General features: G+C 70.0%; 15 protein-coding genes. 9 read left to right on the top strand and 6 right to left on the bottom strand.

The genetic code is table 11. The features are described 5' to 3' along the window. The first annotated feature begins 270 nt into the window (after window positions 1–270). The 3 genes from ACWD2L_RS06910 to ACWD2L_RS06900 all read left to right on the top strand — a co-directional run bounded on the left by ACWD2L_RS06910 (window position 271) and on the right by ACWD2L_RS06900 (window position 2690). The gene (locus ACWD2L_RS06910; RefSeq protein WP_351331888.1) at window positions 271–1065 is read left to right on the top strand and encodes an SAM-dependent methyltransferase; all 795 of its coding nucleotides are present in this window, start codon (window positions 271–273) and stop codon (window positions 1063–1065) included. 150 nt (window positions 1066–1215) lie between these two features. Beyond that, window positions 1216–1950 (top strand): hypothetical protein, encoded by a 735-nt coding sequence (locus ACWD2L_RS06905; protein WP_351331889.1) that lies wholly within the window; start codon window positions 1216–1218, stop codon window positions 1948–1950. Window positions 1951–2036: 86 nt separating this feature from the next. Next, window positions 2037–2690 carry a dihydrofolate reductase family protein gene (locus ACWD2L_RS06900; protein WP_351331891.1) on the top strand — a complete coding sequence of 218 codons (654 nt, stop codon included), beginning with the start codon at window positions 2037–2039 and terminating at the stop codon, window positions 2688–2690. Between the two features lie 26 nt (window positions 2691–2716). On the opposite strand, the gene ACWD2L_RS06895 is transcribed toward ACWD2L_RS06900, so the two are convergent. Together ACWD2L_RS06895 and ACWD2L_RS06890 are read right to left on the bottom strand one after the other, a co-directional pair. Beyond that, on the bottom strand, window positions 2717–3955 hold the full coding sequence (locus ACWD2L_RS06895) for an NADH:flavin oxidoreductase (protein WP_351331892.1): 1239 nt from the start codon (window positions 3953–3955) through the stop codon (window positions 2717–2719). 26 nt (window positions 3956–3981) lie between these two features. After that, window positions 3982–4575, bottom strand: coding sequence for a TetR/AcrR family transcriptional regulator (locus tag ACWD2L_RS06890; RefSeq protein WP_351331894.1), 594 nt, complete (start codon window positions 4573–4575; stop codon window positions 3982–3984). Window positions 4576–4693: 118 nt separating this feature from the next. Between ACWD2L_RS06890 and ACWD2L_RS06885 the strand changes: the two genes are divergently transcribed. The 4 genes from ACWD2L_RS06885 (at window position 4694) to ACWD2L_RS06870 (ending at window position 9246) form a co-directional block, all read left to right on the top strand. After that, window positions 4694–5683, top strand: a complete 990-nt coding sequence (locus ACWD2L_RS06885; RefSeq protein ID WP_351331896.1) for an LLM class F420-dependent oxidoreductase — start codon at window positions 4694–4696, stop codon at window positions 5681–5683. Window positions 5684–5690: 7 nt separating this feature from the next. Further along, on the top strand, window positions 5691–6302 hold the full coding sequence (locus tag ACWD2L_RS06880) for a cysteine hydrolase family protein (protein WP_351331897.1): 612 nt from the start codon (window positions 5691–5693) through the stop codon (window positions 6300–6302). Window positions 6303–6474: 172 nt separating this feature from the next. After that, a complete protein-coding gene (gene malX, locus ACWD2L_RS06875) occupies window positions 6475–8067 on the top strand; it encodes a maltose/glucose-specific PTS transporter subunit IIBC (RefSeq protein WP_351331899.1) in 1593 nt (530 codons plus the stop codon). A 3-nt stretch (window positions 8068–8070) separates the two neighbouring features. Continuing rightward, window positions 8071–9246, top strand: coding sequence for a MalY/PatB family protein (locus ACWD2L_RS06870; protein WP_351331901.1), 1176 nt, complete (start codon window positions 8071–8073; stop codon window positions 9244–9246). 3 nt (window positions 9247–9249) lie between these two features. Here ACWD2L_RS06870 and ACWD2L_RS06865 read toward each other — a convergent pair whose 3' ends face one another. The 3 genes from ACWD2L_RS06865 to msrA all read right to left on the bottom strand — a co-directional run bounded on the left by ACWD2L_RS06865 (window position 9250) and on the right by msrA (window position 11846). Beyond that, window positions 9250–9432, bottom strand: a complete 183-nt coding sequence (locus ACWD2L_RS06865) for a hypothetical protein (protein WP_351331902.1) — start codon at window positions 9430–9432, stop codon at window positions 9250–9252. A 70-nt stretch (window positions 9433–9502) separates the two neighbouring features. Next, window positions 9503–11230: an MFS transporter gene (locus tag ACWD2L_RS06860; RefSeq protein ID WP_351331904.1), complete on the bottom strand. Its 1728-nt coding sequence runs from the start codon at window positions 11228–11230 to the stop codon at window positions 9503–9505. A gap of 106 nt (window positions 11231–11336) precedes the next feature. Beyond that, complete coding sequence (gene msrA, locus ACWD2L_RS06855; RefSeq protein ID WP_351331906.1) at window positions 11337–11846, bottom strand: peptide-methionine (S)-S-oxide reductase MsrA; 510 nt, start codon at window positions 11844–11846, stop codon at window positions 11337–11339. Between the two features lie 249 nt (window positions 11847–12095). On the opposite strand from msrA, the gene ACWD2L_RS06850 reads away from it, so the two are divergent. Together ACWD2L_RS06850 and ACWD2L_RS06845 are read left to right on the top strand one after the other, a co-directional pair. Then, window positions 12096–13460 (top strand): FAD-dependent oxidoreductase, encoded by a 1365-nt coding sequence (locus ACWD2L_RS06850; RefSeq protein ID WP_351331908.1) that lies wholly within the window; start codon window positions 12096–12098, stop codon window positions 13458–13460. A 147-nt stretch (window positions 13461–13607) separates the two neighbouring features. Further along, window positions 13608–14024, top strand: coding sequence for a 5-carboxymethyl-2-hydroxymuconate delta isomerase (locus ACWD2L_RS06845; RefSeq protein WP_351331909.1), 417 nt, complete (start codon window positions 13608–13610; stop codon window positions 14022–14024). On the opposite strand, the gene ACWD2L_RS06840 is transcribed toward ACWD2L_RS06845, so the two are convergent. Further along, entirely contained in the window at window positions 14021–15382 is a 1362-nt protein-coding gene (locus ACWD2L_RS06840; protein WP_351331911.1) for an FG-GAP repeat domain-containing protein, read from the bottom strand. The two genes, ACWD2L_RS06845 and ACWD2L_RS06840, sit on opposite strands and share 4 nt — an antisense overlap. Between the last annotated feature and the right edge of the window lie 50 nt (window positions 15383–15432).

Raw genomic sequence — 15432 nt, 5'->3', positions numbered from 1 at the left:
ACGGCAGACCGTACGCCCCTTCATATTTCGCGGGTGTTACGCCACCCCCTCCGACCTGCACAAACGCCTGACCTGCGACGGAGCGGCAGCCATCGGCCGCAACGCCGGTCACCGGCGTCACACCCACCACACACCCACGACGCACCCGGCACGTCGGCCACCGCCCCGCACACCGGTCGACCCCATGCCACGCCGACGTATCAACTCCCGCATGGAATACCCTGGTTGACGCATGATCCACAGCGACCCACCGACCCTTCGGAGCTACTCGTGCCCCAGGACCGTCCACTGATCGACAGTGACTCACCGCACTCGGCCCGCATCTGGAACTACTGGCTCGGCGGCAAGGACTGCTACGAGGTCGACCGCGAGGTAGGTGACGCCATTCAGCAGGTCAACCCCGGGATCGTGCGGGTGGCCCGCGCCCAGCGCGCCTTCCTGGCCCGCACCGTCTCCCACCTCGTACGGGACGTGGGCATCGACCAGTTCCTCGACATCGGCACCGGACTGCCCACCATCGACAACACCCACGACGTGGCGCAGCGGCACGACCCCACGGCACGCATCGTCTACGTCGACCACGACCCCGTCGTGCTGCGGCACGCGGAGGCCCTGCTGACCAGCACTCCGCAGGGAGCCACCGACTACATCGAGGCCGACCTCACCGACCCCGCCGACATCCTCCGGCAGGCCGCGGACACGCTGGACTTCACCCGCCCCGTCGCCCTGATGCTGCTCGGGGTCGTCGCCCATGTCACCGACGATCGCGCCTACCCGATCGTCGAGGAGCTCAAGAACGCACTGCCCGGCGGCAGTCACCTGGTTCTGTGCGACAGCACGGAGGTGTACCACCCCGAGGCCACGCGGGCGATGGTCGAGCAGTGGAACAGCACCAGTGACAACCCGCGCACCAATCGCACCCCCGAGCAGATCGGCCGCTTCTTCGAGGGATTCGAGCTGGTCGAACCGGGTCTGACCTCGGTGTCCCAGTGGCGCCCCGACGACGTCGAGGGTGAACTCCCGGAGCCCGTCAGCAGCTTCGGTGGCATCGGACGCAAGCCCTAGAGCACGTCAACACGCCAACTCCCGTACCGTAAAAGGTGACCGATCTGTGCTGACGTGCCACGCGATGGGCACCCGGGTGAGTACCATCCGGCCCTACGGCACACACGTACACACACCGACAGATCCTCCTTGCCACGAAAGCGAGTCACCATGTCGGACACCACGTCCCAGACCGAACTCAAGTCCCGCTACGCCGACCGGATCCGCGACGACATCGCGCAGAACGAGGGCGAGTTGAAGCGGATCAGCGAGGAAATCTCGTCTCTGCAGGCGGAGTTGGGCACACTCGAGGAGAACCGCACGCTCCTGGAGAGCATGCTGAACTCTCTCGGCACCGGCGCTCTGCCGACCCTGCCCGCGCCCGCCGCCGAGAAGGCGGTCGGCAAGGCGGCGGGCAAGCTTCCGCGGCAGAAGTCGCGGGAGACGACAACCGCCAAGCCCGCGCAGGCCAAGAAGGCCGCGGCCGGAGCCCCGGCGAAGGCGGCCAAGCAGGCGAAGCCCGCCAAGGCCGCGGCCACCACCAAGCCGGCCGCGCCCGCGGCCGAGAAGAGCGAGCCGCAGGGCTCCACGCTCGTCGAGCTGATCGTGTCCCAGCTGGACGCCGACACCAGCCCCCGCTCGGCCGCCGAGATCACCTCGACGCTGCAAAAGACGCACCCGAAGCGGGAGTTCAGCACCAAGGTCGTCCGCAACACGCTGGAGGCCCTGGTCGCCAAGGCCCGCGCCGAGCGCACCCGCCAGCAGCGCTCGGTGTTCTACGTCGCCGTGCCCGGTCCGGGCGCGTCCGCGAAGGGAGCCACCGACAGCAAGAGCGGTGCGGACACCAAGACCGGTCAGGACAAGGCGGTGGAGAGCAAGGCCGGGGCGAAGGACGGCGCCGCGTGACCGCGTGACACCCCGCCCGTCGCCTGCGCGATGAGTTTCGTTCGCCGTGGCAGTCTCACAGTTGTCGATCACGCAGAAGGAGCGCCGTGAAACAGCAACTGCTGAAGGTCCAGAATTTCAACGTGTCCGCGGACGGCTTCGGCGCCGGCCAGGGCCAGAGCCAGGAACGGCCGTTCGGCCATGCCGACCCTGGGCAGATGTTCGCCTGGACCGGGGCCACGGCGAGCTGGCCCAACCGCACGGAGCCGGGAGGTTCCCGCGGCATCGACGACTATCTGGCGCGGGACTTCCACCACGGCATCGGCGCAGAGATCATGGGGCGGGGGAAGTTCGGGCCCCAGCGCGGGCCCTGGCAGGACGACGAGTGGCGGGGGTGGTGGGGCGAGGAGCCGCCGTTCCACACCCCGGTGTTCGTCATGACCCACCACACACGCCCGTCTATCACGCTCTCCGACACCACGTTCCACTTCGTCGACGCCGACCCCGGCACCGTCCTCAAGCAGGCCAGGGTGGCGGCGGAGGGCCAGGACATCCGGCTCGGCGGCGGAGCCACCGTCATCCGCGAGTTCCTCGAGGCGGACCTCGTCGACACCCTGCACGTGGCGGTCGCGGACGGTGTCGAGCTCGGCTCCGGCTCCAGGCTCTGGAACTCTCCGGACGATCTCCTCGACCGCTTCCACCTCGATGTCGTGCCGAGCCCGACGGGCGGGGTGCGGCACCATCTTTTCTGGCGGAAGTGACGCCCGGCGCGCGTGGGGTCACGTACTCAGTGGTCGCGCGCGTGGAAGGGCTCCGGCTCGATGAGGACACAGCGCGTGCCGGTGTAGATGGTGGGCATGCAGCGATTGCAGTGGATGCACAGCGAGTGCGTGGGCCGGTCCGCTGCGCGGTCCGCGGCGAAGCGGTTGATGAGGTCGGGTTCGCGCAGTAGCGCGCGGCCCATGGCCACGAACTCGAAGCCCTCGGTCATGGCCTGTTCGGCGGTCTCACGGTCCGCGATGCCGCCGAGCAGGATCAGTGGCAGTTTCAGCGCGGCCCGGAACTGACGCGCCGACGGGAGCAGGAACGCCTCCTCGTACGGGTAGGCGCGGATGAACTTCTTGCCGACGCGCTCGATGCCGAACCGCTGCGGCTGGGGGAACGTCGCCGCGAACTGGCGCACGGGCGCGCCCCCGCGGAACAGGTACATGGGGTTCAACAGCGAGCTGCCCGCGGTGAGTTCGAGGGCGTCGACGCTGCCGTCGGCCTCCAGCCAGGCGGCGGTGCGCAGGCTCTCGTCGAGCCAGATGCCGCCGGACACACCGTCGTCCATGTTGAGCTTGGCGGTGATCGCGATCTCGTCGCCGACCTCGTCACGGACCGCGCGGGCCACGCCCCGGGCGACCTTGGCCCGGTTCGCGAGAGCGCCCCCGTACTCGTCTTTTCGCTTGTTGAGTTTCGGGCTGAGGAACGAGCTCGCGAAGTAGTTGTGGCCGAGGTGGATCTCCACCGCGTCGAATCCGGCCTCGACGGCGGTGCGGGCCGCGCGGGCGTGGGCCCGGGTGACGCGCGCGATGTCTTCTCGGGTGGCCGCGCGGGCGAAGCGGAAGGACTGCAGGTTCAGGAAGCGGCTCGGCGCGAGCGCGGGCAGCCCGTTGGACACCGGATCGGCGACGGGGCCCGCGTGGCCGATCTGCGCGGAGATGGCGGCGCCCTCGGCGTGCACGGCCTCCGCGAGCCGGCGCAGGCCCGGGACGGCCTGTGGCCGCATGTGGATCTGGTCGCGTTCGGTGCGCCCCTCGGGGGCGACGGCGCAGTAGGCGACGGTCGTCATGCCGACGCCGCCTGCCGAGGGTCGCCGGTGGTACTCGATGAGTTCGTCGCTGACCAGGGCATCGCGCGTGACACCTTCGAAGGTGGCCGCCTTGATCACTCGGTTGCGCAGGGTGAGGGGGCCGAGCCGCGCGGGGGCGAGCAGGTCGGGTGCGGGCCCGGTGGTGTCGCGGGTGGAGTCTGCTGTGCTCATGGCTGTGCAACTCCTCAACTGTCGGTTCACGGACGGGTGTTGAGGCCCGCCGCGACGAAGGCGATGACCGTGTCCGCCGAAGGGCGCGGTGTGCCGCCCAGCTCGGCGGTGGCCAGCTGCGGCTCCCCGTAGAGCTGGAGCAGCAGGTCGAACGTCATGCGCAGACGGTGCGCGGCCTCGGCCCGGGAGAGGTCGGGCCGTGCGGCGCACAGCAGTGCGCGCCATGACCGATACTCGAACCACCGCTCGTCGAAGGGGAGTTGACGGCGGCTCAGTACGACGCGGGCGAGCAGGTGCAGCAGCATACGGCCGTGCGGCGTCCGGGTCAGTTCGTCGAGCGGTCGCACCAGTACGTCGACGAACTCCTCGACGCGCGGGGCCCTTCCGTCGGCCGTCCCGCGCTCCACGTCGGCGAGCGGCCGCGCCCACAGCGGGCCGAGCCGGCTCTGCAGCAGCGCGGCGACCAGGTCTTCCTTGGTGCCGAAGTGGTAGTGGACCGCGGCCGGGTTCATGCCCGCCGCCGCGTTGACCGCGCGGACCGACACCTGCTCGTACCCCTTGGCGAGGAAGAGCCGCTCGGCGGCGTCGAGCAGTGCCGCCCGTGTGGTGTCGGTGGGCATGGGCACAGGACAGCACGGCCCGGCACACTTTTCAATCAGTGATGGAAACCAGTGCGGGAAACTTCCACCCTGCGGTCGGCAATGCCGAACATATCCACCGAAACTGTTAGACCTCCTGATGATCGGGGACGCAGTGGACATGGACATCGGATACACCTTGATGACCGAGCAGGCGGGGCCCCGCGAGCTGGTGGGCCATGCGGTCGGGGCCGAGGAGGCGGGTTTCGACTTCTCGGTGACCAGCGACCACTACTTCCCCTGGCTGCGTTCCCAGGGCCACTCCCCGTATGCCTGGAGTGTGCTCGGCGCCGTCGCGCAGGCGACGTCGCGGCTGCCGCTGATGACGTACGTGACCTGCCCGACCTTCCGCTACCACCCGGCGGTGGTGGCCCAGAAGGCGGCGACCTTGCAGCTGCTGTCCGAGGGCCGCTTCCGCCTCGGGCTCGGCTCCGGGGAGAACCTCAACGAACACGTGGTGGGCCGTGGCTGGCCGACGGTGGACGTGCGGCACGAGATGCTGGAGGAGGCCGTCACGATCATCCGAGCCCTTTTCGATGGCGGGCATGTCACCCACCACGGCAAGCACTACGACGTCGAGTCGGCCCGCCTGTGGGATCTGCCCGGGTCCGCCCCACCGATCGGTATCGCCGTGTCCGGCGAGCGGTCCTGTGATCTCGCGGGCCGTCTCGCCGATCTGCTCATCGCCACCGAGCCCAAGGCGGACCTCCTCACCGCCTTCGACCGGCACGGCGGCGAGGGCAAGCCGCGCATCGGACAGCTGCCGGTCTCCTACGATCCGGACCGCGGGGCCGCCGTCGCCCGCGCGCACGAGCAGTTCCGCTGGTTCGGCGGCGGCTGGAAGGTCAACTCCGAGCTGCCGCACCCCGATTCGTTCGAGGGCGCGACCCAGTTCGTGCGGCCCGACGACGTCGCCGAGTCGATTCCCTGCGGCGACGACGTGGACACGTTCGTGGAGGCCGCGCGCGCCTTCGCCGAGGCGGGGTTCACCGGTCTCGCCCTGGTCCAGATCGGCGGCGACCAGCAGTACGGCTTCCAGGAGTGGTCCACCAGGAAGCTGCTGCCCGCCCTGCGCGAGACCTTCGGATGACCGGGCGATGACCGAGCGCACACGCGCACAGCCCACCGAGGGCTCGGCGCTCGTCGTGATCGACATGATCAACACATACGACCACGACGACGCGGAGCTGCTGCTGCCCGCGTCCCGCGCCGTCGTCCCGGCCGTCGTGGACCTCCTCGACCGGGCGCGCACGGCCGGCGTTCCTGTGATCTACGTCAACGACAACTTCGGCGAATGGCGCTCGCACCACGGCGAGTTGGTGGAGACGGCGCTCGCCGGGCCGCACGCCGACCTGGTGGAGCCGGTGCGGCCCGACGAGGACTCCCTCTTCGTCGTCAAGGCCCGCCACTCGATCTTCTACGAGACCCCGCTCACGTATCTGCTGTGGGAACTGGGCGTCGGACACATCGTGCTGTGCGGCCAGGTCACCGAGCAGTGTGTGCTCTACTCCGCGCTCGACGCGCACATCCGTCATCTGCGGACCACGGTGCCGCACGACGCGGTGGCCGCCATCCATCCGGAGCTCGCGGACGCCGCGCTGGAGATGATGCGGCGCAACATGGGCGCCCGCATCGCGGCGGCCTCGGAGGTGACGTTCGGGGCCAGGCCTGAGGGCGGGCGGGATCGGCCAGGGACAGGTCGGCCATAGACACGGCGCGAGCTGCTGTGATCTCATCCGTCTCGGCGGACCGGACACCCTCGACGCCGCTCGACGGGCGATGCCTGTACGCGGCAGGTGACCGACCGTCCCGGTCGGCTTGTGACCAGGTGGCCGGCTTGTGCCAGCCTCCCGTCCAGGCCCGAAAGTCGACACACCCCCCATGCAGAAGACCAAGGCCGCGCTCTGGGAGTTCCTCCAGAGCCTCGGCAAGACGTTCATGCTCCCCGTGGCGCTGCTCGCGTTCTGCGGCATCATGCTGGGCATCGGCTCCTCGCTCTCCAGCGAAGCCGTCACCAACAACCTGACCTTCCTCCAGGGCCAGGGCTTCCACCTGGTCTTCACGTGGATGGCCAACACCGGCCAGGTCGCCTTCACGTTCCTGCCCGTGATGTTCGCGATGGCGATCCCCCTCGGGCTGGCCCGCGAGGACAAGGGCGTGGCCGCCTTCTCCGGCTTCGTCGGCTACGCCGCGATGAACCTCGCGGTGAACTTCTACCTCACCGCCAAGGGTGTGGACTTCGACGACGCGAAGGCGATCGCCCACTACGGCATCGCCGATGTCATCGGCATCCAGTCCATCGACACGGGACTCCTCGGCGCGGTCGCCGTCGGCATCGTTGTCAGCCTGCTTCACCAGCGGTTCCGTGCGCAGCGGATGCCCGACGCGCTGGCCTTCTTCGGCGGTCTGCGGTTCGTGCCGATCGTCTCCGCGCTCACGCTGAGCGTGCTCGGCCTGCTCATCCCGCTGGTGTGGCCGACGTTCAACGGCTGGATCACCGACCTGGGTCGCGCGATCGGTCACGCGGGTGTCTTCGGGCCGTTCTTCTTCGGCATGGGCGAGGTGCTGCTGCGCCCGGTGGGCCTGCACCACATTCTCGTCGCCATGTTCCGCTTCACGGACGTCGGCGGTTCCGGCGCGGTGTGCGGGGACCAGGTGTCCGGCGCGCTGAACATGTTCTACGCGCAGCTCAACTGCTCGAAGCCGCCCACGGCCGCCGTCACCGACGCCACCCACTTCCTCTCGCAGGGCAAGATGGCGGCCTACCTCGGCGGTCTGCCGGGCGCCGCGCTCGCCATGTACCACTGCGCCCGCAGGAACATGCGGCCGGAGATCAAGGCGCTCCTGGTGTCCGGCGTCGTGGCCTGCGTCGTCGGCGGCATCACCGAGCCGCTGGAGTTCCTGTTCCTGTTCATCGCGCCGTGGCTGTACCTGCTCCACGCCGTCCTCGTCGGTCTCGGCTTCCTCGCCGCCGCCGTCCTCGGGGTGTTCATCGGCAACACGGACGGCAACGTCATCGACTGGGTCGTCTTCGGCGTCCTGCAAGGGACGACCACCAAGTGGTATCTGATTCCGGTCATCGCCGCGGTGTGGTTCGCCGTCTACTACTTCCTGTTCCGCTGGGCCATCGTGCGCTTCGACCTCAAGACGCCGGGGCGCGAGGACGAGATGGCGGACGAGCCCGCGGAGGATGCGGACGAGTCCGGGGCGCCGCGTGAGCTGATCGCCGGGAAGTACGACGCGGTGGCGATCCTCGCCGCGATCGGCGGCGCCGACAACATCACGTCCCTCGACAACTGCATCACCCGGCTACGGCTGACGGTCGAGGACGCGGAGCGCGTGGACGAGCCGCGCCTGAAGAAGCTGGGCGCCGTCGGCGTCGTGAAACTCGACGCGCACACCGTGCAGGTCGTCATCGGCCCTCAGGTGCAGTCCGTGAAGGACGCCATCGCCACCATGATCCCGGTGGGCTGAACCATGCGACACGCCTCCCCCGACTCCCCCGCCTACGAATTCGACACCGTCGTCGACCGGCACGGCACCTGGTGCACGCAGTGGGACTACGTCGAGGACCGCTTCGGCGTGCCGGGTCTGCTGCCGTTCACGATCTCCGACATGGACTTCGAGACGGCCCCCGAGGTCCTCACGGCGCTGCGCGCCCGGCTCGACCACGGCGTGCTCGGCTACTCCCGCTGGCGCCACGAGGACTTCCTGTCCGCGATCGTCGACTGGTACGCCGCCCGGCACGACACCCCCGTGGACCCGGAGTCGATCGTCTACGGCCCGTCCGTGATCTACCAGGTCGGTCAGCTGCTGCGCCTGTGGTCGCGGCCCGGCGACGGCGTCGTGGCGCACTCACCGACGTACGACGCCTTCCCCAAGACGGTGGCCGCGCACGAACGGCGGCTGCTCACCTGCCCGTTGGACGACTGGGCGGAGCTGGAGCGGCTGCTGTCGCTGCCGGACACCTCGGTGCTGCTGCTGTGCTCCCCGCACAATCCCACCGGTCACGTGTGGCGGGCGGCGGAGCTCGACCGCATGGCGGACATGTGTGCCCGCCACGGAGTGGCGGTCATCAGCGACGAGATCCACTCGGACCTCGCGCACCCGCCGACCGTCCACCGGCCGTGGGCGCTGCACGCGGGCCCCGGCACGCGATGGGCCGTCGTCACGTCCGCGTCGAAGTCCTTCAACATCCCGGCGCTGACCGGCAGTTACGGCATCGTCGGCGACCCCGGCTCCCGCGACGCGTACCTGCGCCGCCTCAAGGAGGCCGACGGCCTGTCGTCCCCCGCGGTGCTGTCCGTGGTCGGCCATATCGCGGCCTACCGGGACGGCGGTGCCTGGCTGGACGCGCTCGGCACGTACCTGCGCGGCAACCTGTCCTACGTGGCCGAGCGCCTGGCCGAGGCGTTCCCCGAGCTGGGCTGGACGCCACCCGAGGCCGGCTATCTCGCCTGGATCGATCTGCGCCCCCTCGGTGTCGACGAGGAGGCGCTCCAGCGCGAGCTGGTCGAGCGGCAGCGGGTGGCGATCATGCCGGGCACCGCGTACGGCGCGACCGGTCATGTGCGGCTCAATGTGGGCTGCCCGCGCTCGAAGGTCGAGCGCGGGGTGAGCGCCCTCATCGACGGTGTACGCGCCGTACGCTGAGGGTCAGCGGACGAGGGCGTACACGCCCCAGCCGAGGAGGCACAGCACCACGATCGCGGTCAGGATCGCGGTGCCCATCCCCGACTGGCTCGCGAGCTCCCGTTCGAGCTCCTTCTCCTTGATGAAGGCCTTCGTGTCCTCTTCGGTGCGTGTACGCACCCAGTGTCCGCTCGCGGGACCGAACATCCCCGTACCTCCCCGTTTTTGAACTGATCCCGTACCTAACCGATACGCGTCGGATCAAACGTTCCGCGGTTCAGGCCCCGGCGCCGCGCAGTTCGGCCAGCGCCGCCGCGGTCAGCGGGCGTGGCGCGGCGTCCGTGTCGGTGCCGACGAGGACGACCGTGCACGCGCAGGCGTGGGTGAGGGCGGTGGTGAAGCTGCCGTCGGCGAACTGGGTGAGCGGGCCGCGCGGCGAGTGCCCGACGGCCACGACGCGGGCGCCGGCGTCCGCCGCGTGCCGGGCCAGCGAGCGGCCGGCGGCGGCGTGGTCCCCGACGCTGTCCAGGACCTGCCCGGTGGCCGCCATGCCCTGGCCCGCGAGCCGGTCGAGGTGTTCCTTCACGGCGGCCCGCGCCTGGGCCAGGTCCTCGGCGTCGGCGGCCTGGTCGTCGACCACGGCGGTCTGCCGGACGTGCACGACCTCCAGCGGGCTGCCGGTGTCCCGGGCGAGGCGCGCGGCCGCGTCGACGATGGCCGGTGCCCGGTCGTGGTCCCCGACGGCGACGACGACGCGCGGGTCGGCGCTCCGGGCCAGCGCTCCCACGGGGGTGAGCGAGGGCTGGACCGGCTCGCCTCCGCCCAGGTTCGCCTCGGCCTGCCCCAGCAGCCGGTGGCCGCTGGCGAGGACCGGGATGGCGAGGAGGAAGGTGAGCGCGGCCAGGTAGAACGGCACGCTCAGGTCCATGGCGTCGGCCAGCTTCCCCGCGACGTACGGCGCGAGGCCGCCGCCGATGAACCGCAGGAAGCCGTACGCGGACGAGGCGACGGGCCGCTCCACCGGTGAGACCAGCATGACGGCCTGTGTGGTGAGCGTGTTGTTGATGCCGATGAAGGCGCCGCTGACGATGACCGCGACGATCACCACGGTGGGCGTCGAGACCCCGGCGGCGATGACCGCCATCACGACGCCGAGGCAGAACAGATTCGCGTACAGGACGGCCGCGGTGCCGAAGCGCGCCTGGAGGCGCGGCGCGAAGTACACGCTGAACAGGGCGACGAGGAGTCCCCAGCCGGTGAAGACGAGGCCGAGTTCATGGGCCTCGAGTTCCATGGGGTACGGCGCGTACCCGAGCATCGTGAAGAAGCCCCAGTTGTAGAGCAGCGCCATGATGCCCATGGTCAGCAGACCGCGGTGGCGCAGCGCCTTGAGCGGGGCGAGCGGCGACGTGATCTTTTTGGGTTTGGGCAGATCGGGGACCAGGACGATGGTGGCGACGAGTGCGATGGCCATGAGGACGGCGACGCCGAAGAACGGCCCGCGCCAGCTGATCGCCCCCAACTCGCCGCCCAGCAGCGGTCCGACGGCGATCCCGAGGCCGAGCGCGGTCTCGTAGAGGATGATCGCGCCGCCGAACCCGCCGCTCGCCGACGCGACGATGACGGCCAGGGAGGTGGCGATGAACAGCGCGTTGCCGAGCCCCCAGCCGGCGCGGAAGCCGACGATTCCGTTGATGGAGCCGGTGGCTCCGGCGAGCGCCGAGAAGACGACGATGACGCTCAGGCCGATGACGAGGGTGCGTTTGGCGCCGAAGCGGCTGGAGAACCAGCCGACGACGAGCATCGCGACCGCCGTGACGATGAGATAGCTGCTGAACAGCAGGGACACCTGGCTGGGCGTGGCATGCAGACTGTCGGCCAGGGCGGGCAGAATCGGGTCGACGAGACCGATGCCCATGAACGAGATGACACAGGCGAACGCGACGGCCCAGACGGCCTTGGGCTGCTTGAAGGGGCTCGTGGTCTTCGACTCCCGCTTATGCATGCAGCCATCATGTATTTACGTGTACACGGAAACAAGATGCCTGCGGGCGAGAAGACGACGACGGGCGCCACTCCCCCGCAGGGAGTGACGCCCGCACGGCGCACGTTCAGGCAGCACGCTTCGGCAGCTTCCAGTTCGGCCGCGGGAAGTGGCAGGTGTACCCCTCGGGGTAGCGCTCCAGATAGTCCTGGTGCTCCGGCTCCGCCTCCCAGAAATCGCCGACCGGCTCGACCTCGGTGACGACCTTGCCGGGCCACAGGCCGCTCGCCTCGACGTCCGCGATGGTGTCGAGGGCGACCTGGCGCTGCGCGTCGTCCGTGTAGTAGATCGCGGAGCGGTAGCTGCGGCCCAGGTCGTTGCCCTGGCGGTCCTTCGTGGTCGGGTCGTGGACCTGAAAGAAGAACTCCAGCAGGTCCCGATACGTGACCGCGGAGGGATCATAGACGATCTCGATGGCCTCGGCGTGGTCGCCGTGGTTACGGTACGTGGCGTTCGGCGTGTCACCGCCGGAGTACCCCACGCGCGTCGACAGCACGCCGGGCCGCACACGGATCAGGTCCTGCATCCCCCAGAAGCAGCCGCCTGCCAGCACTGCCCTCTCGGTTACCTCCGACATACGCCACTCCCTGCACTACCTGACACGACGAACAGATCCAACGGGTGCAACAGCGCGCGACCCACAGATCTTCCAGCTTATGCCGAGCCCCTAAAGCGAAGCTATCGGCCCCCATAAGGTGGCCTTATGAGTCCATAGACCGGACCCGCCTACTTTCTAAGGCTTGCCTTACTTTAGGCTTCCCTTCAAGCACTCGTGGCCCGACCAGCGCGTACGGCCCACGGGAACCACTCGAAGGGAACTTGAACCATGCCTCGCCCCCTGAGGGTCGCCATCGTCGGAGCCGGCCCCGCCGGCATCTACGCCGCCGACGCCCTGCTCAAGTCCGAAGCGGCCTCCGAGCCGGGGGTGTCCATCGACCTCTTCGAGCGCATGCCGGCCCCGTTCGGTCTGATCCGCTACGGCGTCGCGCCGGACCACCCGCGCATCAAGGGCATCGTGAAGGCCCTGCACCAGGTGCTCGACAAGCCGCAGATCCGGCTGTTCGGCAACGTCGACTACCCGCGCGACATCGACCTCGACGACCTGCGTGCCTTCTACGACGCGATCGTCTTCTCCACCGGCGCGACGGCGGACCGGGCGCTCGACATCCCGGGCATCGAGCTCGAGGGCTCCTACGGTGCCGCGGACTTCGTGTCCTGGTACGACGGCCACCCCGACGTCCCGCGCACCTGGCCGCTGGAGGCCGAGAAGGTCGCGGTCCTCGGCGTCGGCAACGTCGCACTCGACGTCGCGCGCGTGCTCGCGAAGACGGCGGAGGAGCTACTGCCGACCGAGATCCCGGCCAACGTGCACGAGGGCCTGAAGGCGAACAAGGCCCTGGAGGTCCACGTCTTCGGCCGTCGTGGCCCCGCGCAGGCCAAGTTCAGCCCCATGGAGCTGCGCGAGCTCGACCACTCCCCGTCCATCGAGGTCATCGTCAACCCCGAGGACATCGACTACGACGAGGGCTCGATCGCCGCCCGCCGCAGCGAGAAGCAGACCGACATGGTCGCCAAGACCCTGGAGAACTGGGCGATCCGCGACGAGGGGAACCGCCCCCACAAGCTGTTCCTGCACTTCTTCGAGTCGCCGACCGAGATCCTCGGCGAGGACGGCCGCGTCGTGGGCCTGCGCACCGAGCGCACCGAGCTGGACGGCACGGGCAACGTCAAGGGCACCGGCAAGTTCACCGACTGGGACCTCGGCGCCGTCTACCGCGCGGTGGGCTACCTCTCCGACGAACTCCCCAAGCTGCCCTGGGACATCAAGTCCGGCACCGTCCCGGACGAGGGCGGCCGGGTCATCCAGGAGAGCGGTGAGCACCTTCAGTCGACGTACGTGACCGGCTGGATCCGGCGCGGCCCCGTCGGCCTCATCGGGCACACCAAGGGCGACGCCAACGAGGCGGTCGCGAACCTGCTCGCCGACCACGCGGAGGGCCGCCTGCAGACGCCGGTCTCGCCCACCCCGGAGTCCGTCGAGGAGTTCCTCGGCGAGCGCGGCATCCGGTTCACGACCTGGGACGGCTGGTACAAGCTGGACGCCGCCGAGAGGGCGCTCGGCGAGCCGCAGGGCCGCGAGCGCGTGAAGCTCGTGGAGCGCGCGGAGATGCTGGACGCCAGCGAGGCGTGACATGACGTGTGAGGGCCCGGCCGGGATCGGCCGGGCCCTCACACGTACCCGCGTGTTCGGTGTGCGTTGGACGACGGGATAAAGTGGCCGACAGGTAGATGTAAAACCCAATCACCTGCCACCCGTTGTGCCCGCCCTGGAGGCGCCGTGCCTCAGATCACCGTCGACTACTCGCCCCGACTCACCGACACCCTCGACCGGGCCGCCCTCGCCACGGCGCTGCACGCCCTGGTCGTGGAGGGCTCCGGCTCGCGCGGCACCTGCAAGACGTTCTTCCGCGCTGCCACGGAGACCTACGTCGTCGGCAGCGAACACGACGACGTGCCGGTCGTGCACGTGGAGGTGGCGCTGCTCCCGGGGCGCAGCGAGCGGACCATGACACGCCTGTCGCAGCGGATCCTGGCGCTGCTCCTGGAGCACGTGGGCGCGGGAGCCGGTGACGACGTGGTGTGCTCGGTCGAGGTGCGCCCCCTCGCGGCGTACAGCCTCTATCCGACCCGCCGCGAGTTCAGCGCCACGACGGGCGCCCGCCACGAGCGCAACGGGTGCACACCGGCCGCTTAGCTCTGCGGGCGCGCCACCTTGCGGACGTCGAACGACTCCAGCCGTTTCCCGGAGCCGTCGACCAACCGCCAGGTGTGGCCCGAGCCGAGGACGAGTTCGTCGCGGCCGTCACCGTCGACGTCGGCCGCCGCCACGAGGTTGCCCGACTGCGGCCCGTGCCACGGCCGCGAGCCGAGGCCCGGCGAGGAGCCGCCGCGCAGGATGTCGACCCGGTCGTGCCCGCCCACCCGGTCGGCGTCGCTGCGGACCGCGAGGTCGTCGCAGCCGTCGCCGTTGACGTCCGCGGCCATCAGGCCGATGCCGAACCCGCCCTTCGGGACACCCCCGTCGATGATGACCGGGGACTCGGGCGCCTTGCCGTAACGGATCGTCACCTTGCCCTTGCGGTCGCGTGGTGCGAACTCGTCGTCCAACGGGACGCCACTGTTCCCGAGCGCGATATCGGGCCTGCCATCGCCGTCGAAGTCGCCGACAGCGACGTTCTCGCCCGTCGGCAGCGACACAGGCCGCGTGGCAAGGCCGCTCGCGGTGTCGGCTCCCCCGCTCAGCAGGCGCGGCGTCTTCGGCTCTCCGGGTTCGTACAACAACAGATCGGTGGCCCGGTCACCGGTCATCTCCGCGGCGAGCAGCCGAACGCCGACGACGGTGCCCGCCGATTCGCTGTAGGGGTCGGCGCGTTCGGTGATCCGCGCGGGTTTGCCGGTCCGTGTGAATGGGCCGTTCAGCACCACGAGGTGATACCCGCCCCGGACGGTGCGGTAGGCGGCCAGGTCGACCCGGCCGTCGCCGTCGAAGTCGCCGGCCACCGGCGGTTCCAGGTAGTCGTAGTGGCCCTTGCTGATCTCCACGGGCTGATCGTCGTGCGGCATCACGATGCGCGTGGCCTTGCGCCCGGGGTCCGGGCCCTGGGGGCCGCCCCACTGCACATGGGCGGTGCCGCCCGCCACGAGGTCGAGGCGGCCGTCGCCGTCGAGGTCGGCGAGGAGCGGGCCGGTCTCCTCGTCGGTCATGTAGTCGTGCTCGGGCAGGTCGAAGTCGGTGGGCGTGAACACCGTGCGCTCGTCGGCCCGCGCACCGTGCAACAGGGCGATCCGGCCGGTCTCGTAGACGTCGCCGTTGCTCGCCGGGACACCGAGCGCCAGGTCCGGGCGGCCGTCGCCGTCGAGGTCGGGGGCGGGTGTGCCCGACCTCTTCGCGGTTGCCGCCGACGCCGCGCAGGCGCTGTCCAGGACCGGCGGGTAGCCCTCGTGGTGACGGGCGCCCGTGGCGGTACCAAGGAGCACCAGGGTGGCGAGGAGACCCATGCCCCGTCGCCACCCCGCACCGCCGCGTGCCTGCGCTGTCGGCTCGGATGTCATGGGCCCACTACAACGCATCCGCCCGCCCGGACTCCAGCGCCGAGATCGCT

This window comes from Streptomyces sp. NPDC002754, assembly GCF_053592315.1.
The sequence above is the reverse complement of the archived record's forward strand: the minus strand, read 5'-3'. Positions and strand labels throughout refer to the sequence as shown.

What these genes read in the sequence shown, in the direction of transcription:
- ACWD2L_RS06905 (WP_351331889.1), top strand. Translation starts at nt 1,216, where the DNA reads ATGTCGGACACCACGTCCCAGACCGAACTCAAGTCCCGCTACGCCGAC.
- ACWD2L_RS06895 (WP_351331892.1), bottom strand. Translation starts at nt 3,955, where the DNA reads ATGAGCACAGCAGACTCCACCCGCGACACCACCGGGCCCGCACCCGAC.
- ACWD2L_RS06890 (WP_351331894.1), bottom strand. Translation starts at nt 4,575, where the DNA reads ATGCCCACCGACACCACACGGGCGGCACTGCTCGACGCCGCCGAGCGG.
- ACWD2L_RS06885 (WP_351331896.1), top strand. Translation starts at nt 4,694, where the DNA reads ATGATCGGGGACGCAGTGGACATGGACATCGGATACACCTTGATGACC.
- ACWD2L_RS06880 (WP_351331897.1), top strand. Translation starts at nt 5,691, where the DNA reads ATGACCGAGCGCACACGCGCACAGCCCACCGAGGGCTCGGCGCTCGTC.
- malX (WP_351331899.1), top strand. Translation starts at nt 6,475, where the DNA reads ATGCAGAAGACCAAGGCCGCGCTCTGGGAGTTCCTCCAGAGCCTCGGC.
- ACWD2L_RS06870 (WP_351331901.1), top strand. Translation starts at nt 8,071, where the DNA reads ATGCGACACGCCTCCCCCGACTCCCCCGCCTACGAATTCGACACCGTC.
- ACWD2L_RS06865 (WP_351331902.1), bottom strand. Translation starts at nt 9,432, where the DNA reads ATGTTCGGTCCCGCGAGCGGACACTGGGTGCGTACACGCACCGAAGAG.
- ACWD2L_RS06860 (WP_351331904.1), bottom strand. Translation starts at nt 11,230, where the DNA reads ATGCATAAGCGGGAGTCGAAGACCACGAGCCCCTTCAAGCAGCCCAAG.
- msrA (WP_351331906.1), bottom strand. Translation starts at nt 11,846, where the DNA reads ATGTCGGAGGTAACCGAGAGGGCAGTGCTGGCAGGCGGCTGCTTCTGG.
- ACWD2L_RS06850 (WP_351331908.1), top strand. Translation starts at nt 12,096, where the DNA reads ATGCCTCGCCCCCTGAGGGTCGCCATCGTCGGAGCCGGCCCCGCCGGC.
- ACWD2L_RS06840 (WP_351331911.1), bottom strand. Translation starts at nt 15,382, where the DNA reads ATGACATCCGAGCCGACAGCGCAGGCACGCGGCGGTGCGGGGTGGCGA.